This is a genomic window from Agarivorans sp. QJM3NY_30, assembly GCF_050870855.2.
Lineage (GTDB): Bacteria > Pseudomonadota > Gammaproteobacteria > Enterobacterales > Celerinatantimonadaceae > Agarivorans.
Genome location: NZ_CP194038.2, coordinates 1,397,411 through 1,421,798 on the forward strand (window position 1 = coordinate 1,397,411; position 24,388 = coordinate 1,421,798).

Here is a 24,388-nt window from a genome sequence, read left to right on the forward strand (position 1 = left end):
TTCGCGTAATAAATTCTAGTTTGATTCGTTTTGCAGCCGAAACCTGATTTTGAATGAAAATTGGCTCGATGTGGTTATCGCAGCTGTAACTTTATTAGGTTTTATTGTGGTTGTTGGGCAAAGGCGTCAGGTGAAAGCTTGAAGCTTCGCCATGCTGGAAACTTTAATCATCGGTGTTTTCTTTGGATTACCCTTATACCTTTATCTAAAGGAAAAACAGTTTTTGAGTGCTGATTTTGGCTTGATTCTGTCGCTGAATAAAGGCAGATGAGGTGCTAAGAATTCTTTATTGAGCTTTTGTTCATGAGCCGTTGCGCAGCACACTATCATTGGGTTTCGCACAGATCACCCATCTTGACAGTGAGCGACGGACTTGTGCGCCGACACTTTGCCTAAGATGGGCTGCAGCAATGGCTTGTTGTCAGTTTTCTTTTACTCCGTTGTCATCGGTGGTTGGATATTTGCTGGTGATGGCACTTGATTAAACTTGCTCCAGTTCAAATCATCCAGTATTAACAGTACGCAAGGCACGATGATCGAAGCCAACAGGGTGGCCGAGATCAAACCAAAGGCGATACTGGCAATCAGCGGGATCAGAAATTGTGCCTGAGTGCTGGTTTCCGTTAATAAGGGCAATAAGCCGGCAAAGGTGGTTAAAGAGGTGATGAAAATCGCCCGAAAACGGTCGTGGACTGCGGCCTGACAGGCCTCCATCAAGCTTCCCCCTTGAGCGATATTTTGTTTCACAAAGTTCACCAGTAGAATATTATCGTTCACCACGATCCCGGCAAGGGTGGCAAAGCCAACCAAGCTGGGAATAGTTAAATCGAGCCCCATACCAAGGTGACCCCAGACGACTCCTATCCAGCCCATGGGGATGGCCAGCAATACCGCCAGAGGTTGGCTGTAACTTTGAAACAGGAAGGTGAGGATCAAGTAGATACCTATCACTCCCAAGATAAAGAAGGTTAATAACGAGCGACCGGTGTCGGCACTTTCCTTATCTTGCCCTTGCGAGACAAAACTAAGTTCGGGAAACTTCTGCTGCACATTGGGGACAAACTCTCGATAAAACTGCTGCATGATTTCTCTGGCATTGGCCACATTGGTATTAATATTACCCTGCACCGTGACGGTGTTATTGCCATTGATCCGGTTGATTCGTGAGTAAGCCTGTTGCTCGCTAAATTCAGCTACGCTGGAGAGTGGCACCAAACGCCCATTACTGGCAGTCACGGCTAAGTCTTTTAGCCCTTGTAAGCTAGCCTGGGCGGTGAAATCAGCGAGGCGCACCGTAATGTCTAGGGTTTCGGCCTGTTGAAACACCGTGAGCTCGGTACTGCCTTTAACCGCACTGCTTAGAGTTTGGGCAATTTGCGCGGCGTTCACGCCCATCACTCCCGCTTGATCTTTTAGGCTCACCAGGATCTCAGTTCTGCCTTTGCGCAGGTCGCTGGACAAGTTAAACACGCCATCGAAACCTTTCAGCCATTTAATCAGTGAGCGGCTCACCTGATCCAGATCATCTAAGGAAGCGCCTTGCACTCGAATATCGATACCATTGCCGGCAATCCCTCTTTCTTTATCGGTGAACTTGAGTGACACCACATCGGCGACTGGCCCCACTTTCTCTTTCCAGCTTTGGATCAAGCTCTTAATACTCTGTTGGCGAAATTGCGCGGGTAGCAGATCGGCACTCACCGTCGCCATATGAGGCCCCGATTCATTGGCGTCTAGATTACTGTTGTAAGTGATGGTCGTGCTATTAATTAGCGCTTCAGACTGAGGAAAAGCCTCGGCATAATCTTGATTCAGCTGCACTAAAGCCGCCGATACTTTTTCAACGACCGTTTCAGTTTGGCTGAGTAAACTGCCTTGTGAAAGCAGAATACGAGCCTGCAAGGTATCACTCTCCAAGGCGGGCATGGCCTTAAATTTCAACCAGCCGGCAGAGAAGGTTGCACTGGACACAAGCACTGCCATGAACAATAAACCTAAGGTGAAATAAGGCGCGCGCATCGCTTTCATCGACAGTGGGACAAACAGGCCATCTCTTAATTTTTCAAAGCCTGCAATAAAACGTGCGCGCACTGGATCCGGTTTCGCCTGCAAGTCACTGTGGGCAAGGTGCGAGGGGAGGATCAGCAGCGCTTCGACTAAGCTCACCAATAGGGTGATGAGTAAAATAATTGGTATATAGCGCAGTACTTCGCCCATTTTCCCGCTTAAAAACATCAACGGACCAATCACCATCAGAGTCGTGGCAAAGGAGGCCAGCACGCCGGGGAACACTTGTTTACTACCCACAATGGCCGCTTCTATCGGCGGCATCCCTGCTTGGCGCTTCGCGGCAATGTTCTCGGCAATAATTAAAGAATCATCCATCAATAAACCAATGGCGACGATCAGGCCGACCATGGTCATCATGTTGATGGTATAACCGAGCACGTGCATCACAAAAATTGAACCCAGAAAGGACACCGGTAAGCCCATCGCGACCCAAAAACTAAAGCGAATATTAAAGAAGGCCCATAACATCAGGAAGGCCAATAGCAAACCCTGTATGCCGTTGCTGCTAAGAATGCGTAAACGTTCTTTGATGTTGACACTAAGGTCTTGAGTGATATCGAAACTGACCCCCTGCGGTGCCATGGCTTGCTCTTTCGCCACTAAGCTCTCTAATGCCGCTTTGACCTTGAGCGAGTCTTGAGCGTTGCTTTTTGAGATCTGTAAGATCGCCGCGCGCTGGCCTTCGAATAATATTTTATCTTCATCGAGCGCAAATTTTTGCTCCACCTCTGCAATATCGCCGAGTCGCAGTTGGGAGCCCAATTCACTACTTTTAATGATGATGTTTTTTATTTCGTCGACACTGTTACTCTGTTGTACTAGGCGCACGCTGGTCTCAGCCAAGTCGCTGCGAAACACTCCGGCTGGCGCATTCAGGTTTTGTTGCTCAACCACCGCCGAGAGATCGGCAATACTCAGGCCATATTGTTTGAGCGTCCAGTCAGACACTCGAATTTCTATTTCTTGTTCGGAAAATCCGCCGACACTGACCTGAGCAATCATCGGATTGGCTTTTAAACGCTGCTTCACTGCTTGCGCAAACAGGTAAAGATCACGCGCCGACATATCGCCACGAATCGCCACACCGGCAACTGTGGCAACCCGGTCCAATTTACTGACGCTGATTTGTTCAACCCGTGCCGGAAAATCGTGAATGGCATTCACCTGCTGCTGAATGTCGGCGGTGATGATGTCGATGTCTTCGCCAGAATTAATTTCGGCATTGGCGATGGCTAAGTTTTCTCTGGCATCACAGCTGAGCTCTTTAATCCCATTGAGTTTGTCGATGGCATCTTCCAGTGGTAGGCAAATTTCTTCGAGTACCTCGTAGGGAGAAGCGCCGGGATAATTAACCCGAATTTCAACATCTTTAGTCGGGGTGAGAGGAAAGGTATCTTTCTGTAATTTGGGAAGCGCAAAGGCACCGAGTAACAGTAGCGCTAGCATCAATACATTGGCACCGGTGGCATGGCGAGCAAATAAGGCAATCATCATTGACCCTCCATACTTTGCGGCTTCGACGCTTTAAACCCAGTGGTTTTATCCAGCCATGCTTGAATTTTAGGATCGACCTGCGGTTTTAGTTGCATGCCTGTAACTGCCGGTGAAAGCTGACTTAAGACCACCTTATCATTGGCCTGCAGACCCGATTGGATCACCGCAATTTGCTGTTGAATAAAGGCGACCTTAACTGGCCGAATCACCAGTTTGCCTTCTTGACCGACCAGATAGACCTGATCATTGTGAACGGCATTGGCTGGGATCAGCAGCTGCTCGTTTAATACCGGTGCTTTGAGCGTGACTTGCACGAAGGTATCGCGGATCAACGGCGGTTTTTCACCGGGTTTGGCTTGCTGATAAGGATTATCGATGTGAACCACAATGCTTTGACTCTGGGTTTGCGCATCAATTTGCCCTCCGGAGCGACTGACCTGTGCCTGCCAATGGACCAGCTGTTCGCCCACCTTGAGTGAGACCCGCGCGCTTAAATTGTTATGCGCAGTATCTTCCATGGGCGCAAGGGCTGTGGCCTGATGTAGCGGGCGCATTTTGCCTAAGGGAAACTGAGCCTTAACCTCAACCGCACTGATCCCGTCGGCACGAAGTAAAGTTTGCCCCTTGCTAACGTATTCTGCCTTATCGACCAAGGTCTCGGTAATGCGCAGAGCAAAGGGGGCAACAATGCTGGTATTGATGAGGTCTCGCTCGGCCTGAGCCAACTGTATTTGTAAAACCTGCTGCTCCGCCTGATTGATCACCAGACTGTTTTTTAGGGTTTGCAGTTGCTGTTGGCTACTGAGCAGTTGGTGGCTTGCGTTGTCTTTTTCAGTTTTTGAAATGTGCCCGGTGCTGCTTAATTTTAGAATCCGCTGATACTCGGATTTTTGCAGCTCATATTCTTGCACGGCAATGTTCAGCGATTCGCTAATCGTGCGGTCTTTAAGCTGGGCCACTGCAATCTCGGCATTCAACTTCGCGACTTCCAGCTGATAAGTGGATGGATCGAGCTTGAGAATCACCGCCCCCTGCTGGATCACTCCGCCATCGGCAAAATCCTGATGGACCCAAAGAACTGTCCCTTCTAATTCTGCTTGCGCCTGCCACTGTTGCTCGGGTTCGGTGTAACCATAACCTTGTACCATTGGCTGAATTTTACGTGGCAGCACTTTAAGGACTCGCACCACCTTTTTGGGAGGCGCTTGAGAGGCCGCTGGCGGCTCGGCTTTCATACTTGAAGCAAAGGCAAGGAACAGGCCACCAAGTATCAGGGGGGGAATAATCACGAGTCTCTGCTTCCAGCTGAAGTGGGACATGTCGCTCTCCTTGGACAATCACATGTAATACGTGTTTTTTTGTGTTTTAAAAGTTGTATTTAAAGCTCTAAATAAAGAAGCCACTGGGTAAGCAGTGGCTTAGCTTCGATTAGAAGGCTCGTCCTTTTCCTTGGCCACCTTCTCTTTGACCACCTTGTCGCATTCCTCGTTGGTGATTTAATTCATTCTGGTCGAGGAATTGATCGCCATTACTATCTAGGCTTTCAAAGGTCGGCGAGTTGGCTATGTTTTTTAAATTGCGACCGGCTTCGGTTTGTTGTGCGATACGCTGGGCCTTAAAGGCATGAAACTCGTCTGCACTAATCCGTTGGTCCTGATTGGTATCCATTGTTGTGTAGGCTGGCATTTGTTGGCGCTGACTACTGTTGTTATTGCCTTTAGCTGTGGCATAAGCTCCGAGGCTAAGAACAAGACCTAAGGCGGCAATTGCTGAAATAGTTAATTTGCTGTTCATCATGTATCCCCTCTTGTTTAGTTATTTAAAGGATAGCGATTTGAATGTATGGCAACGTCAGTCAATGTAAATACTTGTAAAATATCAATTAAATAAGGGTGTAAATGGTATGTGTTCGTATTCTTGTTGGGTGTGAAGCGATGCTAAGTGCTGAGAAGGGAGGGTATCGTTTGGTGCCTTATTTAATGTTTGTTGTAACTCAATTAACCTTTCTTCAAATCGACTCAGATTGGTGATTGACACTCGGCTGCCAAAAAGAACTTGAGCTAACAAATGAGAAACCTGACAAATATGCCATTACCTTTTTTATCGTTTTCTTAGAACGATGGCGCTAAATCAGGAGATGCCATTGGAATACAAAGGCGTTAATCGGCCATTGTATTTTAAACATTTTCAGGATAAGCCCAGTGCGGAGCTGTATACAGGTGGAGGGGCCAGAGGTTAGATACCTGCGGCTACTTGATTATGTATTTGCGTTTTGTACTGTACTTATTTTTACCCAAAATGCTTCTTGGCAATGATTAATAAAATTTTTACGCTTTGGGTTAATGTCATAATCTTCAGGCTCAAATAAAACTTCATAATTGATAAAGGATTCTTCACAAGCCACTTCTGTATTCGAAGATTCAACGTCCTTCTCAATACTCTGCTTTATCGTTACACCATTTCTAAACTTAACTATTTGCTCTGAATATTGAGTAACAACCCCATCATCTTCAACTAACTCATTTACAAGATTTCGCTCAACAATCAATTGATTTTCGAGTGAGTTGGTTATTATCGATACATATGTAAATAAGTTGTTCATAATATAAATGCCATAAAATTGAGGCTCACATAACGCCGCACTCTAGCGAATCCCCTCATAATCCTTAGGATATTCATATAAGTAGAAGGACGATATTCAAAAGATATTCAAAGAGATATTCAAGACAGCCCCACCTTAGGGCTTCAATTGAACAACCCGCCAATTAGAATGGCGGTCTAAATATTTGTACTAGAATTTCGACTCATCGCTGAGGGCAAACTTGAGCGAGAACGCCGAAGTTTACCCCATTTACAATGTTATCGTGGACGCAGACCATTTGTCATCAAATGCCTTCAAGCGTGGCTTTGATGGTATCTTCAAGGGCAATGGTTGGACGACCAATGAGGCGTGACAGGTCGCGGCTTTCACTATAGAGTCCACCTTTGGCTGCACCAACCTCTGAATTAGCCAAAAGAGTGGCAAATCCTTCTGGTAAGCCCGCGCCAAGTAATAACTGAGCAAACTCTGCTTCTGGCATATCTTTATAAGCAATGACTTGGCCAGCTGCTTTGCTAACTGCTGCCGCGTATTCACTAAGTGTAAATGCTTTATCGCCGGCTAATTCGTAAACCTTACCTGCTTGTTTATCGCTGGTGAGCACTACCGCTGCGGCTTCTGCATAATCGAGGCGGGGAGCGGTTGAATATTTACCGTCAGCTGAACTACCACATATCACACCGTGGGTTAGGGCCATAGGAATATTCATTGTGTAGTTTTCGGTATACCAGCCGTTGCGCAATAGGGCGTGAGGGATCCCTGATTCTGCTAATAGTTTTTCCGTTGCAATATGATCTGCTGCCAGTGCTAAGGGGGAGCTATCCGCGTTTAATAGGCTGGTATAGGCAATAAAAGGGATGCCCGCAAGTTTGGCGGCGGTAATGACATTGTGATGCTGAGATTGTCGATTCTGCATATCACTTGAAGAAATCAATAATAACTTAGTGATACCTTTAAATGCTGTGTTCAGTGTTTCTGGTTGATCGTAGTCAGCAAGTCGGAGCTGGATCCCTTTTTCAGCGAAGTCTTTTGCGTTGTCAAGGTTGCGCACGGCAGCAACAATTTGACTGGCATCGGTTCTTTTTAATAGAGCGTCAATTACTAAACGTCCAAGTTGACCAGTGGCACCTGTAATTAAAATCATATTTTCTCCTATTAATTTTCTCGCGTTGAGGCGTAGAATAAACGACTCGCTAACATATAGTAAGTACGCACCAAAAGGTAAGTATGAAAAGAGTGGATGAAGAATATGGCCAGCAGCCAAAAGTAGGGTTTTCAGAGCGTTTCACCCGTGGTGATGTTTTTTCTGCTCAATGCCCCTCACGCGAAGTCTTAAAACATATCACCAATCGGTGGGGCGGCTTGGTGCTGATAGCCCTTAAACTGAACCAAGGACCAGCTTATCGATTTAGTGAGTTACGCCGTCTTATCCAGGGGGTGAGTGAAAAAATGTTGGCACAAACCTTAAAAATGCTGGAACAAGATGGTTTTGTACAGCGTACTGATTTTCAGGTTGTACCACCTCATGTGGAGTATAGTTTAACGCCCTTGGGTGCCGAAGTTGCGGTGCATGTGGTGGGTTTGGCGGATTGGCTCGAAGAGCATATTCAAGACATTTTGTCGCATCGCAAGCTAAGCTGATTCCGGCGTGCCACCATTAAAAATGGGTCCTTGTTTAATCCGTTCCGTGGTGAAGGAGCGCCTCATTTGTTTGTTGCAGTTTATGATTCGCTTTCCATCGCCAAAAGGAGAGTGCTTTACAAGTATAGGGGGGAAGATTTAGTCTCTCTTGCGAGACTAAAGAGTTATTCTTCGTCCTTTAAATTGCAAGCCATGATTCTCGGTCTCGAAACGAATTTAGGAGAAAACTTAATGAAGCAAGTGGGGCGGGTTTACCTGTTATGCGGAAAAGTTGCGAGTGGCAAGACCACCTATGCCAGAAAACAGGTTCAGCAAGGGAGGGCTATTTTGTTGTCGTTAGACGAGTTACATCTTAGTATTTTTGGCCCAGAGCCAACTCGAGAGCAAATTGACGATAGCTATGATAGTTGTTGTGCTTACCAACAGAACTTAGCCTTAAAGTTATTAAATTTGGGGATCGATGTTTACATCGATTGGGGTTTTTGGAGCCGAGCCGCACGCGTACAAGCGAAGCGTTTTTTTGAAGCGCAAGGTATGGTGGTTAGCATGATTTACTTTTCGCTGACCGATGAAGAGCGCCTGGCGCGAAACCGCCTACGCAATGCGGACTCTGATCCCCATTCTTTTAAAATAGAAGAAAAGGATGTGAGTTTGTTCGATAGTTACTTTGAAACACCGAGTCCTGAGGAATATGACCTTGTGATTGGGGCTGAGCATTAAGTCTTGGTTTTTATTGTATCGCTTGATATGAATCGGGTTCGCACGACATTATGATTTGTTTCGGCTGCTGCTTCGCCCTATGACTAGTATTTAGTCTAGGCAAAGCATCCGTTTAGAGCACTATCGGTGAGATTGCCGAAGTGACTCTATTAATGGCTGTCGTTTGAACTTGTGACAGAACAGACTTTTTAAATCTACTGGAGCAGTGCTAAGGCGTATTGAGCGCACTTAACAGCCAAATTTTAGCTTCATCCCAAGTGGTTGTTTGCCCATCCATTAAACGGCCCAACATCACTCCCATCAAAATGTGGTAGGTTTTTTTTGCTGATTGCTCTCCGACATATTGAGCAATGAGTTCAAGGTACTTTTTTTCGGCGAGTTGCATATGCTGATCAGCACGAACTTGCTGGCTATTCATGCCTCGAATGTAGTCGAGTACTAACCCTATTTCATTAGCAAACCGTTGTTCAATTTGTTGCATCAGTGATAGCAGCGCATCAACTCGTTCAGTTAAAGGCGCGGTTAAGCAGAGCTGCGATAATTGCATGCCTTGCAGAGTGATGGCCTCGAGACTTGCAGAAAATAAACTCTCTTTACTAGGAAAGTAATGGTATAGCGCGCTTTTCGACAAGCCTAATTCTAGAGCCAGTTGGCGCATGCCAAGTTGTGAGTAACCGTGCTTTAAGAACAGCTGTGCAGCTTGCGTGGCAAGCTTTTGTTGGTACTGCTGGCGATCGACAATTTTGGGCATAACCTGTCCTTTTATAGTCCGTTTGGACTATAAGTCTTTGGCAAATCAGTCGCAAGCTGATATTTTATAGTCCAGTTGGTCTAAAATGCCAAGTGCTTAAGTACAATCCCAGATCATGAACTGCTGTATATCATGCTATTGCTGCTTATTTCGATTTTAGACCTCTGAATATTGGCTCACAGATAAGCTCGAAAGGAATTATATGATGTTTATTAATTGGCGTTATCCCCAACCTCGCCGCGGTCTTGCTGGCGCGATCGATAAATTTATTGGCCCTGGAGCTACTCGGGCTGAGTGGGGCTTGCAAACCATCATTCCAGCTGTTGCTGCAATTGCCGCTTTACTGAACGCTTGGCAACTTGGTGCTGAGTGGACTTGGTGGCAAAACATAGTGGCGGCCTTGATTGCATTTGATGTGATGGGTGGAATTATTACCAATGCTACTTCTAGTGCAAAGCGCTGGTATCACCGAGTGGGGCAGGGACGCAAACAACACCTGAATTTTATTGCGCTGCATTTTCTCCAATTGAGTTTGATTTCGTGGTGTTTCTTAGATTTTGATTTTGTCTGGATTGGTATTGCTGGGCTTTATATGATGGGTGCGGCTTGGCTGATTTTAACGACCGTTTTATATTTGCAAAGGCCTATGGCGATGGCCTTGTATTCTGGAGCCTTGTTGATTTCGCTCTATGTATTACCCGCAGCCTTAGGTCTCGAATGGTTTTTACCGATGTTTTATCTTAAGTTGTTGGTGAGCCATTTACCGCAAGAAGAGCCTTACCGGCCAAGCGATGAAGTGTGATTGTGGTTAACGATAGATTTATTGTGTCTTGGCTAAATGCTTTATTTGGGTAAGCGCTTTGATGTATTGATCGTTGTGGTTGATAGTTATCGTAAACTTTCGACATCACTCGATACAGAGGTTGAATTCGGTGCTGTGCAATGGTAATGCTATTTATCCATTTAGGGTAGATGGCTTAAATATCAAGGGATAGTGATGAAACCAGCGAAGGAATACATTGGCAGTTGCCACTGTGGTTCAGTTAAGTTCAAAATAAACAGTGACTTTAGTGAACTAACGACCTGTGATTGTTCTATTTGTCGACGTAAAAACGCTTTAATGGTGAAGGTTCATGAAACTGAGTTTACTCTACTTACCGGTGAGTCATCGTTGAGCGAGTATCAATTCCATAGCCATACCGCGAAACATTTTTTCTGTAAAATCTGCGGTATTTACCCGTTTCATCGAAAGCGGGTGACGCCTGATTATCTTGGGATCAATGTGTTTTGCCTGGATGATTTTGAGCCCAAAGATATACCTGTAAGAGCAACCGTTGGCGCAGGCATGAAATGAAGCGTATACCAAGCCTAAATGACTAAACTGTGAGAGTTTACTGCACTAATTTATTATTGGTGCCTTATCACGCTTGATTCTACTACATGCGTCATAACAAAGGGTGATGAGATAACGATCTCTTTGCTCACTATTTCACCGATATACTCATAGAAAATATAGTATTTTTTGTTATTAAGATTAACTTTCTTCTTAAAGGATATGCGTATGGGCATTGCAGTTGTCATTGCCTTGTTGGCTATCATTATCTTGATGTTTTTTTATTGGCGAACCGAAAGCCGCCAAGCACAAAAGCCCTTCAATAAAAGTGAGATTGAAGCGTGTGTTGCGCAATGGAAAGACTGGATTGAAGTCTGCAATTCAGAGTTTAAACCGATTTTTCAAGGCAAGGCTCTTGGTCAGGCCGATGGATGGGAGGGACTTTTGTTGGTAGGCGTTTTGATCGAAGATAATATTCCTGCGCCGCTTGCCCAAGCCCTTAAGCGCAGGAATCCCGCATGCACCTCGGAAGGGCAGTTCTTGGTTCGCTGTTTGTCAGCTCACGATAAAGATTTCATCATGTCTGGGATTGAACCGCCAGAGAGAATTACTATGCTTGAATCACTTCTTGTTGCGTCAGATAAAATTGAAAGTCGGATTGTCCTGAATTCTGAATACCTTGACGCTATAGACATTCCCGAAGGGATCCTGCAATTCGATACTATTTGGCAAAACTCAAGCAAGCAGGCCGCCGGATAATAGGTGGCTTCGACCATCATTGACGCCTCTATAGTGTCAATGATGGTGATAACTAATTCCCCTCCCTTAAACAACCAATCTAAGCTGCTACACGGATCCCTTTTAAAATAAGTTGTGTTTAAAGGTTTCGCTGTTGAGGTGTCTTCGGTCACTCCTTATCCGCTTATTTATTAACGAAAATTTATATTACCCAGTTATTGGAGTGGTTCATGGCGAACCTCTGCCAATTTTTAAAAGAAAGGCTTGAGTGTCTTTGCTCGCTTCACTTTACGGCACACTGCTGGCTGCGCCTAGTAAGCTTTTATCTGGAACATATCAAGTGTCAAAATTAAACGGGTCAATCATTCCTTGCTATATGTGACAATTTGTAACCAATTGTAATTTTCCCTAGCACCTCTTAAAACAAAGTTTTAGCCCCTCAAAGGTAAATTTTGCTCCTCTGGGTAAAGCTTATGGTGGTCTTTACTCTATAGAATCAAATGGTTGTAGATTAGCTGTGTGTTGAAAAAATATGCGCGATATCGTCATTGAGAGAAATTCTTTGGATGCGCTTCCATATTCATGTCACCAGCAATTTTACCGTATAAAAACTAATAAAATTAGATCAAGGAGTGAAGGATATGTTAGAGCTAAAACCCAAAGTAGGTCTTGTTGCATTGGCCGTGACCATTACTTTGAGTGGCATGATTGCTGGGTGTAACGATGATGACGAAGTCACAGTAGACAGAACCAGTGACACTTATTATAAAACACTCGCAGAATCTATGCTTAAAGATTTGAGCATCAGTGAGAAGCTCGATATTGTTGCGGGCCCTGGGATGGATTTAAGCACTTATGCTGGGATCGATCCAATTAACCTACCTGAAGAGAAACAAGTAGACGGTGTCGCGGGCTATATTAACGGGGTAAGCAGTGATAGTTTAAGTATCCCGGCGGTTAAATTAGCCGATGGCCCCGCTGGTTTACGTATATCCCCAACCAGAGAAGGGCTTGGTGGTACTTACTATGCAACGGCTTGGCCTATCGGGACCTTACTTGCTTCCACCTGGAATACCGAGCTAGTTGAGCAAGTAGGCCAGGCTCAAGGGAATGAAGTTTTAGAATATGGCGTGGATATACTGTTAGGTCCCGGCATGAATATTCAACGTAACCCTTTATCGGGTCGAAATTTTGAGTATTACTCTGAAGATCCGGTTTTGTCGGGGATGATCGCTTCGGCTATGGTGAACGGTCTTCAGTCTAATGGCATCGGCGCAACTCTTAAACACTTCTTCGCAAATAATGCCGAGACCAATCGCTTCTTTCTTGATTCAGTTGCCGATCCCAGAACACTTCGAGAAATTTACTTAAGAGGTTTTAAAATCGCGGTTGAGCAATCGAAGCCGTGGGCAATCATGAGTCCTTACAATTTGATTAATGGCACTTATGTCAATCAACGCGCAGATATACTTACCGATATTCTACGCAACGAATGGGATTACACCGGCTTGGTCATGTCAGATTGGTTTGCTGGCAATGTTGCAGGATTTTCAACTGACTTTTCCGGCATGGTTGGACGGGATGAAGACTCAGCTGGCAAACAAATCGCGGCTGGCAATAATTTAATTGAGCCTGGTAATTTGAAAGGTGATTTAGAAGCTGCGCTTGAAAAGGGTGTGTTAACAGAGGAACAAGTCGATACCAGTGTGGTGGCGATTTTAACCCAAGTACAAAAAACACCGTCTTATAAACAGTATGACTATTCAAACAATCCAGACTTAAATAGTCACGCGGCGCTTGCGCGAGAAGCGGCTGCAGAAGGGATGATTCTTTTGCAAAATAATGCTTCAGCCTTACCGTTGAGTAAAGGTAAAAGCTTAGCCTCATTTGGGACTGTGCAAATTAATACCTTAAAAGGCGGCACCGGTAGCGGCGATGTGAATGCGGCTTATACCGTTGATATTGCCAGTGGTTTGGCACAGTACTACACCTTAAATGCTGACTTGAAAACTTTTTATACGGATTACTTCAACGAAAACAGTTACAGCAAACAAGCCTTGCTTGGCAGCTATCTTTTTGCCGATGAACCTTCGGTTTCTGATAACGCAAACTTACCAACGCTGATCGCAGAAGCGGCTGAATCAAACGATGCAGCAATCATTACCTTGGGGCGTCAGGCGGGTGAAGGTGAAGACCGCACCAATACTCAAGGAGACTATCTGTTAACGGATGAAGAATTGGAAATCATTGACGCAGTATCCAGTGCCTTCCACGCCAAGGGTAAAACGGTCACCGTGGTACTGAATGTTAACGGCTTAGTCGATACTTCGCAGTGGGGAAGTAAAGTTGATGCCATTCTTCTCGCCTATATGGGGGGGCAAGAAACTGGGGTCGCGGTTGCTGATATTATCTCGGGTGAGGTCAATCCGAGTGGTAAATTGGCGCAAACCATACCTGCTTCTTATGCTGATGTACCATCGGCAACAACTTTCCCCGGTGTCGATGTTGATGCCGATGGGCTGGCGGATAAGTCGTATTATAACGAGGGCATTTATGTTGGTTATCGATACTACACCTCGTTTGATAAGAGTGTCGCCTACCCATTTGGTTATGGTTTGTCGTATACCGACTTTAGTTATAGCGATACTGGCATCAGTGTAAACACTTTTGCTTCCGATGGTGCGTCTGGCCAAGTCACCGTGACCGCAACGATTAGCAATGTAGGCAATGTGGCAGGAAAAGAAGCGGCTCAGGTGTATGTTTCAGCACCCGAAGTTAAGTTGAAAAAACCAACTATTGAGCTAAAAGCATTTGCTAAAACTAAACTTTTAAATGCGGGTGAATCACAAACTTTAAGCTTTAACATCTCGGCGGAGACTTTGGCTAGTTTTGATGCTGAACATCATCAATGGATTGTTGAACCCGGTACCTATCGTGTTTATGTTTCACCATCATCAGATGTCTCAAATGTAGCACCGCTTACCTTCTCGGTTAATCATGAGATTGTGATTAGTGAGACCACTCCGGGGGCGCTTGCCTTAGCTGAAGGGGTTGTGGCCAGCGATTTTATAACTATAAACGAGTAGCCTCTCATTAAATGCTTTAACTTGGCTGAATCGTGATGCTGCGTACTCAAAGTGAGTAGCATGTCAGAGGAACTAAGTAGCATTTTTTAAGAGTTTGCCCTAGGTCGTACTGGCCTAGGGCCTTTTTATTTATATCGAGCTTAGCGATTTCTATTGCCCAGACTGTTGTTTGTTTAGCAGGCTGGTGCGATAAGTTTCATCACTCCCGCTAGTTGATCATAGCAAAATCATCCTCAATGAATTTACCATTCAGGATATAAACACTGCCATTTGTATAACAATAAAATGAAATCCTTTTCAATCACAAATTGGAGATGTTTATTTGACTGAAGCCTCAGTTTGTTTGTTTTCATGCGCACTTTTTCAGAAGAGTCGATTATGGTCAGTCTGGAAATGACCGAAAGAGTCATTAGAGCTTGGCTAACAGATACATTCGAATTAAGGAAATATCATGAACAAGGTAGTTTTACTGGGGCTGTTAACCGCTTCTCTTTCTGCTCAGGCAGAATGGGAATTCCGGGGAACCCCTAATGGTTGGCAAAACACGCCACTGGAGCAGCTTGCAAGCAATCACTATCAAACTTGCCAAAGTTTTGGTAACAGTGATCCTCGCTTTAAAATCGTTTACATTGCAAAAAGTAACTAAATAAGGTTACTTTTTACAATGTAATCTATTTGAGTTACTATTCATTGAGGGGACCCTCCAATTAAAGGATGTTTATGGCCGATGTTGCAGTGTTAAGTGGAGATATTGTGGGCTCCAGCGACTTACCAGCGGACATTTTTGCTGAACTGATTGAGTGCTTAAACCAAAGCTTAAGCTTACTTTGTGAGCGTTATGATGCGCGTTATGAAATGTTCCGTGGTGATGCTTTCCAACTGGTGGTGAATCAGCCTAGTTGCGCTATCGACTGCGCTTTAACCATCCGCTTAGCCTTAAAATCTTTTGGTTCGAAACGGCAAGGTTTTGATGCTCGCATTGGCATCGGGATTGGCCAAATCGACCCTTTAGATGAATATGTGTCGCGTTCTAGTGGTCAAGCCTTTGTGTTATCGGGGCGCGGTTTAGATAGCTTAAAGCGCCAGTATTTAGCCATTTTTGCCGACAATCCGCAGTTTTTACGTGGGATTGACTTACTCACCAAGTTTGTTGATTTGCAGATCCAAGAGCTTACAGTCAAACAAGCCCACGCCTTAGCCACTTATTGGCAGCTCAGCGAGCCAAGCCATGCGGCCTTAGCCAAGTGTTTGAATAGCTCCCGAGTCAATGCCACCAAATTATTGAATCAATCACAGTATTTGCTTCTCGACGAATACCGCCAACTATTTAGGCAACTTACGGAAGAATTTTTTAATGGAACCCTTACTATTGATGCTCACTAGTGTGGGCTGCGCTTATGTTGTATTTGAATTTTATCTCAGTCCTCGACGTTGGCCCGAGCAGATCCAACAGACTAAGTTACGCGCTGCAGCCTTGTATATACGCGCTTTATTTATCACGCTGTTATTTGCGGGCATTACCAGCTTGTTTATCGGCGTTTCGATACAGTTAGCACTGGCTTGTATCACCTTGTTCTTTGCAAGCCTCATTATTCCTTTAGTTGGCGCTTACTTACCTTTGAGTGCCGCCTATTTATTCGGACAACAAATTATTCATTTGGCCGTATTAATGGTGTTATTGGTTGATTTAACCAACCATTGGGAAGGCTTTACCCAAAAGTTGCTGCAACTGGTCGATGCGGGTGGCCTGCTGGTGGTGCTGGCTTACCTGTTGGTTCTTAAACCCAGTTCATGGTTGCTGGCATTGTTATTAAAACGCTGGACCCCCAGTGTTCCGTCGAGTCAACCGACCCTCGATTCGGCGGGTCAGACAATTGGTATGGTCGAGCGCAGCTTAGTGCTCACTTGCGTACTGATAAACCAGTTTGCCGCCATCGGCTTTATTGTGGCGGCGAAGTCGATTTTTCGCTTCGGTGATTTAACCGGGAACAGTGATCGCAAACTCACGGAATACGTGATGCTGGGAACTTTGTTAAGTGTTGCGATTAGCGTATTTGTCGGTTTGGCGGTAAAGGCTTTGATCGGAAAATAGCGGCTGTATGGCCAGTTTTTTTGTTGCGCGCAGGCCAAAGGCATCGAGTATAGTTTAAAGTGTTTTTCTTGAATTGTATGATAAATCGAGCGTTGTCAAATCATCGTCTACGCTTTTTCGTTAGACTAAGCAAAGTCTTAATTCCGGTTTGGTGAAAACTTAATTGAAAATAGTCTCCGTCTTTAATATGACTCTGTTACTTATGTTTTGGGCTTCTAATGCTCAGGCGGTTATTGACCTACAGCGTTGGATGCTAAGTATTCCGGTTGATGAGACGCACAATGGCCGAGCCGATAATATTAAAGAGCGCGAGTTGGTTGCGGGCTTTGCGTATTCACCTTATTTTGAAGTGAAAGCCGACCGCTTGGTATTTCGCTCGCCCGTTCAGGGGCCAAAAACTTCATCGAATACCAGCTATACACGTTCGGAGTTACGCGAAATGCTGCGCGCGGGCGATAAGCAGATCAAAAGCCAAGGGGTGACGCGCAATAATTGGGTGTTTTCTTCAGCACCGGAGCAAGATCAACGTTTAGCGGGCGCGGTTGACGGGGTGATGGAAGCCGAGCTTGCGGTTAATCATGTCACGACTACGGGTGATAAACGTCAGGTGGGGCGAGTGGTGATCGGGCAAATCCATGCCAACCACGATGAACCAATTCGGCTCTATTATCGTAAACTGCCACAACATCAAAAAGGTTCTATTTATTTTGCACATGACCGCATTGGTCGAAAAAATCAGTGGATTGAAATGATTGGCAGCAAGTCTAGCTCAGCCCCGGAACCGGAAAACGGGATTGCGCTGAATGAGCGTTTTACTTACCGCATTGCGGTGAGAGGCAACTTGCTGACGGTTACGCTGAAAAAAGCGGGCGATGAGGATATCGTGCAACAGCTCGATATGTCGTACAGTGGTTATGATCAAGGCGGTCAATATATGTACTTTAAGGCAGGGGTATACAATCAAAATAAGTCGGGTGAGCCAGACGACTACGTACAAGCAACGTTTTATCGTATAGATGTTTCTCATTAAAGGCTTAAGGCGCATACAGCTTAAGAGATAGTCGGTATACTAATGGTCTTCTCGTTCCCTTGTTAACCCCGCATAAGGTTTTTCATGAGCGCTTCCCTAGAGCAGCAACTTCAGGCCAGTTTTGGCTTCGATTCCTTTCGCCCAGGCCAACAACAGGCGGTTCGTCAGTTGCTGGCGGGCCAATCGACCCTAGCCATTTTTCCAACGGGCTCGGGCAAGTCTTTGTGTTATCAGTTTAGTGCCTTGCAGCTCCCGCATTTAACTTTGGTAGTTTCACCTTTATTGGCCTTAATTAAAGATCAATTAGAGTTTTTACATGCCAAGGGTATTGCGGCGGCTAGCCTTGATTCAAGCTTGAGCCCGGCGCAAAATCAGCAAGTGATGAGCGAGGTGCGCAGTGGCCAAACCAAGATCCTGATGGTTTCGGTGGAACGATTTAAAAATGAGCGCTTCCGCCAATTTATTCAAGCGGTGCCTTTATCGATGCTAGTGGTGGACGAAGCGCACTGTATCTCGGAATGGGGGCATAACTTTCGACCCGACTATTTGAAATTGCCAACTTACCGGGAACAACTGAATATTCCCTTGGTGTTGCTGTTAACAGCAACTGCCACCAAGCAAGTCAAATTAGATATGGCGCGGCGTTTTGCGATCAGTGAACAAGCCATTATACAGACTGGCTTCTATCGTAGTAATCTTGATTTAACGGTGACGGCGGTGACCTCGCAAGCAAAAGATCAGGCTTTGTTGCAGCTGATCAGTCAACAACAGGGCGCGGGTATTGTTTATGTGACGCTGCAACATACCGCCGAGCAAGTAGCCAATTACTTACGAGCCCATCAGGTTAACGCCCAAGCCTATCATGCGGGTTTTAGTAGCGAGCAACGTCAGCAAACGCAAAACGATTTCATGCAAGATAAGCTGCAAGTCGTGGTGGCCACCATTGCTTTTGGCATGGGGGTTGATAAAGCCAATATCCGTTTTGTGGTGCATTATGACTTGCCCAAATCGATTGAAAATTATAGCCAGGAAATTGGTCGCGCAGGGCGCGATGGCTTGCCATCGCAGTGTGTGACACTGGCCAATCTGGACGGTTTAAGCACCGTGGAAAACTTTGTCTATGGTGATACACCGGAGCTGAACGCGATTGAATATGTTTTGGAAAACATTCGTCAAGAGGGCCAAGGTGAACAGTGGGAGTTGCAGTTAAATCGTTTGTCGAGTGCTGCAAATATTCGCCAGTTACCGCTAAAGACCCTGCTGGTGCAGATGGAGATGCAGGGGCTGATCAAGCCCTTGTATGCCTACTATGCCGACTTCCGCTACAAGTTTATTCAAGACAAGGCAGCGTTGTTGGCGATGTTCAAGGGCGAGCGACAGCAATTTATTGCGGCCATTTTTGAGCATACCCAAATGAAGAAAATATGGGGTAGCTTAAACTTCGACAGCTTATATCAAAGTTATCGTGCGGAACGCTCAAGGGTGGTGGCCGCTCTAGAGTACCTACATGAGCAAGGTTTGATAGAGCTAGAAACTAAAAAGATTACCGAGGTCTATCAACTCAATTTAAGCGCGTTGGCAGAGCCGACTCTCGCCGCTAACTTGCATCATTATTTTTGTGATAAAGAAACCAAAGAAATTCAACGAATTGCCAAGTTAGTCGGTTTTTTTGAGTTAGATAGCTGTTTGAGTTACCAACTCGCGGGATACTTTGATGATCGGCAGGCACCGCAGCGTTGTGGTCACTGTAGTGTATGTCGAGGAAAGGTGGCTCGCTTGAGTCATTCACAAATTCCGATGGTGCCTAATCAAAGTCAGTTATTGAGTGACTTACAAGGCTTGCAACACCATATACACAGTAAAGCCGATGGGGCATTTAGCCAAACCTTAGCTTGTCGTTTTTTGGCGGGTATTCATGTGCCTTTATTTACTCGTTTGAAAATTAAAGCGTTGCCGGGCTTTGCGCGTTGTGAGCAACAACCCTATGCCGATATTATGACGCAAGTGCAGCGATTGTGGTCTGAGTTAATGTAGTTGAATTGTTTTAGATCAAAGGCTTGAATTAATCACCAGACAATTCACGATGAGCGCTTCAATCTCTACCATACTGTAAGGAACGCCGTAGCGGATTATTTACATGGGAGCAAGGCATGACTATTCTCAGACATGGCATTACTATCGGAATTGAACGCTTAGAAACTCGTTTATTGCTGTCGATGAAAGCTTGTGGCACCTTGACTCATCAGGACTATCAACAAGTGACTCCGTTGCTTGAGGCGGCTTTAGTTGAAGTGAAGCATGCGCCGGTTCGGGTTTTTTTTGATGCCACAGAACTTGAAGGCTGGGAGCTTAGAGCCGCTTGGGACGATTTTAGACTCGGTCTTAAATACGGCCAAGATTTTGATAAAATAGCTATTTTAAGTCAGAAGCAATGGTTGGAATGGGCATCCAAGGTGGGGCGCTGGTTTGTCAGTGGTGAAGTGCAAATTTTTGAGAATGAACAAACTGCCTTAGTGTGGTTGGAGCAATAAACGGTCGTGACAAACCATGAAAAATAAGGCCAGAGCAAAGTCTCTGGCCTTATTTTTTAGTCACTAGCCACTAATCACTAATCATTAAATTTGCTCATGACTTGCTTGTTGCATCGGGCTTTCCTCTTCCTCTAATATTTCAGAGCTGGCTAAATATAAGAAGTGCAAATGACGTTCGTATTGGCTGATCACATCAACAATAATTTGGTCTTCGGTATAACCAAATACATCGTATTGCTGGCCGCCTTGTAATAGAAATACTTCGGCTCGGTAATAGTCATTATGCTTTTCGTCGGCATAGCTGGGCATCACAAAGTGACGTAAGCGGATCCCATAGGCGAAGTTTTCAGCTTCTTCCTTATAAATGGTTAAGCGGATTTTCTCACTATCTTCAATTAACTTGGCGTTTAGCCCATTGGCACTGAAGTGTTCGACCAATTGCATAAATGCCGGGCGTACCACTTGGCTCACAAATCCTTGTGCTTCGGGCCTTAAGGGGTGAACTAACAGTGAGTCTAAGCGGTCTTTCCATGAAATATTTGCCTTGGAAAATTGCACCGAAGTATTATGGGTTTGTACGCTGTTTTGTAGCATGTAGTCGTGTTTTAGTGCTTTTAACAAGGCATAGCAAAAACACAGTAAGACAAACATAAACGGAAACGCCGAAGCGATGGTTAAAGTTTGCAAGGCTGCTAAGCCGCCTGCAAATAATAAGGCTGCAGCAATAAAGCCAATTAACAAGGTCCAAAAAATTCGTTGCCATAATGGGGTATTGGTTTCGCCGCCTGCAGTTAAGGTGTCAATCACCAAAGCGCCAGAGTCAGCTGAGGTGATAAAGAAAGTGGTCACTAACAATACCGCAATACCAGATAGCAGAGACGAGAAAGGAAGTTGTTCAAAAAACACAAATATTGCAGTGGCAACATCGTGATTGACTGCTAAAGCTAATTCGCTCATCGCATCGCCAGCAATCAAATGAATGGCGGTATTGCCAAACACGGTCATCCACAAGAAAGTGAATCCTGAAGGGATAAACAACACGCCAATAATAAATTCACGAATAGTTCGGCCACGAGAAACCCGTGCAATAAATATCCCAACAAAAGGTGACCAGGAAACCCACCATCCCCAATACAGCATGGTCCAACCGCCAATCCAGTCTTCTTTGCGATCGTAAGCGTATAAATTAAAGGTACTACTGACCAGCTCACTCATATAGGTGCCAGTGTTTTGTACGTATGATTTTAAGAGCAACTCGCTGGGACCAAGCAATAACATGGCAATGAGTAGCAACAAGGCTAAAAACATATTCAGATTGGATAAGCGCTTAATTCCGCCATCTAAGCCTAAAACCACAGACACGGTAGCCAAACCAATCACCACAACAATTAGGCCAAGCTGTACCCATTCGTTTTGTGGAACATCAAATAAGTAACTTAAACCAGCGTTGAGCTGTTGAACGCCAAATCCCAAAGAGGTGGCGACACCAAAAATTGTCCCGACCACTGCAAAGGTGTCGGTGGCATGGCCAATCGGCCCATAAATACGATCACCAATCAGTGGGTATAAAGATGAGCGGGGTAATAAAGGCAGCTTATGTCGATAGCTGAAGTAGGCGAGTGATAGCCCCACTACCGCATAAATCCCCCAGGCATGCAGTCCCCAATGGAAAAAGGTAATCCGCATCGCTTCTTTGGCGGCAGCAATGCTAGCAGGATCGCCCACTGGCGGTGACAAATAGTGCATTACTGGCTCTGCTACACCAAAAAACATCAGGCCAATGCCCATTCCGGCCGAGAATAACATCGAAAACCAAGAGATATTGCTGTAGTCGGGTTCCGAATGGTCGGGACCCAATTTAATGTCGCCTAAGCGGCTGACCATAATGAACACGACAAAAATAAGAAATATCGCAACCGATAAAACATAAATCCAGCTGACATTCGTCGCCAACCAAGATTGAATCAGGTTAAAGCTTGTCCCTGTATATTTGGGGCGTAAGGCTGAAAAAATTGCGATCGATAAGGTGATAATTAAGGATGAATAAAATACCGGAGCATTTATTTTTTTAGTTAAGCGCATTAAAAACTCTTGTTAGGCAGGTCTGCCATAAGACAGAAATATGATGACTGCTATCACACCACGAGGAAGCCAGAACGTGGGGGTAAGCTTGTGCGTAATATTGAGTTACGCGGAGTAAACAGCCGAAAAAACACGTTAATACTATTCTTCTTGGAATAATACTTCACTTACATGTGCATTATTCGGCGTATTATAACAGATGTGTCGGCCTTTTGCTGGCTAGTGAATCAAGAAGAAAATCGCCATGCTAAGGACTGCGGTAATGAGCGCATTGCGGGTAAATATTGCCAGTAAGGTGGCGAGTACCGCACAGACTAGATAGGGGTTATCGAATCCAAGGCTTAACTGTCCATCCCGAACAAAAACGATGGGGGCAAAAATAGCAGTGAGCACCGCAGGTGCAGAGTAACTTAGAAATTGTAGTGCACCTTTGCCTAAACGTAGCGGAATACGCGGTTCTAAAAATAAATAGCGACTGGCAAAAACAATCCCTGCCATAGCAATAATGCTTAACCAAATCATAGGGTCTCCTCACGCCACCGCGCGTAAGCGGTGGCCAAACTCATCGCTAAAATGGCCGAGATTAATAATCCACCCGGTATCGCAAATAATTCACAAGTGACGGAGCTCACCAAGGCAATCAAAACACACAGTAAGCCCGAGGCTTGTTTGATACTGGGCACGACTATCGCGATAAAGGTGGCGGCGATGGCAAAATCGAGTCCCCAGCTGTCGAGATTTGCGATGTTGCTGCCAGCAATAATGCCCACTGCCGAGGCGATATTCCAAGCCAAATAGAAGCTTAGGCCGCCGCCGAGGGCAAACCAAGGATCAAAGGGTTTATCGACGCCTTTATTGGCAATCGCAAATAACTCATCGGTGAGTAAATAACCTAAAACAAAGCGCCACTTGAGCGGTAGTTGGCTTACCTGAGGGCGCATCGCCATGCTATAGAGCAAATGGCGCGAGGTGATGAGTAGCGTGGTGAGCAGCAGACTGAGCAGGCTGGCTCCAAGTTTAAACATGCCTGTGGCCACTAGTTGTGCCGAACCGGCAAATAAAATGGCTGACATGGCTTGGCTTTGTAGGGGACTTAAACCTGATTCTAAGGCATACGAGCCTGCTAGAATTCCCCAAGGGATCACCGCAATCGTCAGTGGTAATACCGCCAAAGTACCCTTTAAAAATGCGCTGATTTTATTTGACCAGCGGGAATGTTGAATGTAGCCGATAGTTGTCACAGGGATCCTATATTAAAGCTGAACTTCTTTAGCATAGCGGCCAGGACTGACGCCTAGCGCACGCTTAAAATGGCGGTGAAAGTGGCTTTGATCATGGAACCCACAATCTAAGGCTACTTTAAGCAAGGGTTGACCTTGGCGCAGTAATTGTTTCGCTTGCCTGAGCCGAGCTTGGATCTGATAAGCGTGGGGTGGCATACCATAACGTTTCACAAATTGCTTCGCCAAGTGGCAAGGACTGAGATGTACCAGTCTGGCTAGTTCACTTAAAGATACATTTGCGGCAGGCTGCTCGTCTAAGCACTGCTTTACCAGTATTAGTGCCTTGCTGGCCGGTTTGAGTGAGTATTGTGGTGGCACACTTTTGCCATGGCTCGCCATTAGTTGACTTAGGCAAGCGTAGACCAAGCTCTCACGTAATAGTCGATTGCTTGAGTAGTTTAAACTGTGGATGGTATTTCGCAGTAATTGCGCTAGTGCTGCATCTTGTACCACGGCTTGGGTAAAGTAGGGAGCAAAGTTATCACTTAGACCCTGAGCTTGGTTGACTTCGGCAAACTGCTCGGGGGTTGGATATATGGCTTGATAAGACCAGCCCCCTTCGCTTGCGGAACAGCCGTTATGGATCTCATCGGCGTTGACTAAAATGATACTATTGCTGGGCGCGATATGATCCCCGCCAGTGCGATAAAAGCGCTGTGCGCCAGTCTCTATAATGCCAACCGTAAAACCTTCATGGCTATGCCGAGAAAAGTTTTGTTTCTCATAGCGTGCCTGCAGAATTTCGATGCCACCAAGTTCATCGGCAAACTGATAATGTGCTTGTTCTTTTGACATTTCATTCACCTCCTTGTTAGCAATTTAAGATCGTCATCATAGCCTAATTGGCCCCCCAAGTTTTGTACAGAATTGTTCATTTACAAAAATCCGCTAAGTATTATTGGGGGGTAGGACGATTTTGTTTGTAATAAACCGGCTTC

The 24,388-nt window shown here is 45.3% G+C and carries 22 protein-coding genes; 12 read left to right on the forward strand and 10 right to left on the reverse strand.

Features of this window, described 5'->3' with window-relative positions:
* Positions 1-432 precede the first annotated feature (432 nt).
* From ACRRSX_RS06420 to ACRRSX_RS06440, 5 genes are all read right to left on the reverse strand, one after another.
* The gene (locus tag ACRRSX_RS06420; RefSeq protein WP_432454023.1) at positions 433-3,564 is read right to left on the reverse strand and encodes an efflux RND transporter permease subunit; all 3,132 of its coding nucleotides are present in this window, start codon (positions 3,562-3,564) and stop codon (positions 433-435) included.
* Positions 3,561-4,883 (reverse strand): efflux RND transporter periplasmic adaptor subunit, encoded by a 1,323-nt coding sequence (locus ACRRSX_RS06425; RefSeq protein ID WP_432454022.1) that lies wholly within the window; start codon positions 4,881-4,883, stop codon positions 3,561-3,563. Before ACRRSX_RS06425 ends, ACRRSX_RS06420 begins: the two co-directional genes overlap by 4 nt.
* 109 nt (positions 4,884-4,992) lie before the next feature.
* Positions 4,993-5,361, reverse strand: coding sequence for a hypothetical protein (locus ACRRSX_RS06430; protein WP_432454021.1), 369 nt, complete (start codon positions 5,359-5,361; stop codon positions 4,993-4,995).
* A gap of 460 nt (positions 5,362-5,821) precedes the next feature.
* Positions 5,822-6,166, reverse strand: a complete 345-nt coding sequence (locus tag ACRRSX_RS06435) for a hypothetical protein (protein WP_432454020.1) — start codon at positions 6,164-6,166, stop codon at positions 5,822-5,824.
* Between the two features lie 283 nt (positions 6,167-6,449).
* Entirely contained in the window at positions 6,450-7,307 is an 858-nt protein-coding gene (locus tag ACRRSX_RS06440; protein WP_432454019.1) for an SDR family oxidoreductase, read from the reverse strand.
* 83 nt (positions 7,308-7,390) lie between these two features.
* On the opposite strand from ACRRSX_RS06440, the gene ACRRSX_RS06445 reads away from it, so the two are divergent.
* Both ACRRSX_RS06445 and ACRRSX_RS06450 read left to right on the forward strand, forming a co-directional pair.
* Complete coding sequence (locus tag ACRRSX_RS06445) at positions 7,391-7,804, forward strand: winged helix-turn-helix transcriptional regulator (RefSeq protein WP_432454018.1); 414 nt, start codon at positions 7,391-7,393, stop codon at positions 7,802-7,804.
* A 231-nt stretch (positions 7,805-8,035) separates the two neighbouring features.
* Positions 8,036-8,524 carry an AAA family ATPase gene (locus ACRRSX_RS06450; RefSeq protein ID WP_432454017.1) on the forward strand — a complete coding sequence of 163 codons (489 nt, stop codon included), beginning with the start codon at positions 8,036-8,038 and terminating at the stop codon, positions 8,522-8,524.
* A 208-nt stretch (positions 8,525-8,732) separates the two neighbouring features.
* On the opposite strand, the gene ACRRSX_RS06455 is transcribed toward ACRRSX_RS06450, so the two are convergent.
* Positions 8,733-9,275 (reverse strand): TetR/AcrR family transcriptional regulator, encoded by a 543-nt coding sequence (locus ACRRSX_RS06455; protein WP_432454016.1) that lies wholly within the window; start codon positions 9,273-9,275, stop codon positions 8,733-8,735.
* 202 nt (positions 9,276-9,477) lie between these two features.
* On the opposite strand from ACRRSX_RS06455, the gene ACRRSX_RS06460 reads away from it, so the two are divergent.
* The 10 genes from ACRRSX_RS06460 to ACRRSX_RS06505 all read left to right on the forward strand — a co-directional run bounded on the left by ACRRSX_RS06460 (position 9,478) and on the right by ACRRSX_RS06505 (position 20,085).
* Positions 9,478-10,077, forward strand: a complete 600-nt coding sequence (locus ACRRSX_RS06460) for a hypothetical protein (protein WP_432454015.1) — start codon at positions 9,478-9,480, stop codon at positions 10,075-10,077.
* 195 nt (positions 10,078-10,272) lie between these two features.
* Positions 10,273-10,629, forward strand: a complete 357-nt coding sequence (locus ACRRSX_RS06465; protein ID WP_432454014.1) for a GFA family protein — start codon at positions 10,273-10,275, stop codon at positions 10,627-10,629.
* Positions 10,630-10,836: 207 nt separating this feature from the next.
* Positions 10,837-11,367: a hypothetical protein gene (locus tag ACRRSX_RS06470; protein WP_432454013.1), complete on the forward strand. Its 531-nt coding sequence runs from the start codon at positions 10,837-10,839 to the stop codon at positions 11,365-11,367.
* Between the two features lie 620 nt (positions 11,368-11,987).
* A complete protein-coding gene (locus tag ACRRSX_RS06475; protein ID WP_432454012.1) occupies positions 11,988-14,432 on the forward strand; it encodes a beta-glucosidase in 2,445 nt (814 codons plus the stop codon).
* Between the two features lie 451 nt (positions 14,433-14,883).
* Positions 14,884-15,078: a hypothetical protein gene (locus tag ACRRSX_RS06480; RefSeq protein WP_432454011.1), complete on the forward strand. Its 195-nt coding sequence runs from the start codon at positions 14,884-14,886 to the stop codon at positions 15,076-15,078.
* 74 nt (positions 15,079-15,152) lie between these two features.
* Positions 15,153-15,815, forward strand: a complete 663-nt coding sequence (locus tag ACRRSX_RS06485) for a hypothetical protein (protein WP_432454010.1) — start codon at positions 15,153-15,155, stop codon at positions 15,813-15,815.
* A complete protein-coding gene (locus ACRRSX_RS06490) occupies positions 15,787-16,524 on the forward strand; it encodes a DUF3307 domain-containing protein (RefSeq protein ID WP_432454009.1) in 738 nt (245 codons plus the stop codon). The genes ACRRSX_RS06485 and ACRRSX_RS06490 overlap by 29 nt, the downstream gene beginning before the upstream one ends.
* 202 nt (positions 16,525-16,726) lie before the next feature.
* Positions 16,727-17,554 carry a polysaccharide lyase family 7 protein gene (locus tag ACRRSX_RS06495; RefSeq protein WP_432454008.1) on the forward strand — a complete coding sequence of 276 codons (828 nt, stop codon included), beginning with the start codon at positions 16,727-16,729 and terminating at the stop codon, positions 17,552-17,554.
* Between the two features lie 84 nt (positions 17,555-17,638).
* A complete protein-coding gene (locus ACRRSX_RS06500; protein WP_432454007.1) occupies positions 17,639-19,588 on the forward strand; it encodes a RecQ family ATP-dependent DNA helicase in 1,950 nt (649 codons plus the stop codon).
* A 116-nt stretch (positions 19,589-19,704) separates the two neighbouring features.
* Positions 19,705-20,085 (forward strand): STAS/SEC14 domain-containing protein, encoded by a 381-nt coding sequence (locus ACRRSX_RS06505; RefSeq protein ID WP_432454006.1) that lies wholly within the window; start codon positions 19,705-19,707, stop codon positions 20,083-20,085.
* Positions 20,086-20,169: 84 nt separating this feature from the next.
* On the opposite strand, the gene ACRRSX_RS06510 is transcribed toward ACRRSX_RS06505, so the two are convergent.
* The 4 genes from ACRRSX_RS06510 to ACRRSX_RS06525 form a co-directional block, all read right to left on the reverse strand.
* The gene (locus ACRRSX_RS06510; protein WP_432454005.1) at positions 20,170-22,167 is read right to left on the reverse strand and encodes a BCCT family transporter; all 1,998 of its coding nucleotides are present in this window, start codon (positions 22,165-22,167) and stop codon (positions 20,170-20,172) included.
* Positions 22,168-22,386: 219 nt separating this feature from the next.
* On the reverse strand, positions 22,387-22,689 hold the full coding sequence (locus tag ACRRSX_RS06515; protein ID WP_432454004.1) for an AzlD domain-containing protein: 303 nt from the start codon (positions 22,687-22,689) through the stop codon (positions 22,387-22,389).
* Positions 22,686-23,414, reverse strand: a complete 729-nt coding sequence (locus ACRRSX_RS06520; RefSeq protein ID WP_432456199.1) for an AzlC family ABC transporter permease — start codon at positions 23,412-23,414, stop codon at positions 22,686-22,688. Before ACRRSX_RS06520 ends, ACRRSX_RS06515 begins: the two co-directional genes overlap by 4 nt.
* Positions 23,415-23,420: 6 nt before the next feature.
* Positions 23,421-24,245, reverse strand: a complete 825-nt coding sequence (locus ACRRSX_RS06525) for an AraC family transcriptional regulator (RefSeq protein ID WP_432454003.1) — start codon at positions 24,243-24,245, stop codon at positions 23,421-23,423.
* Positions 24,246-24,388: the final 143 nt, after the last annotated feature.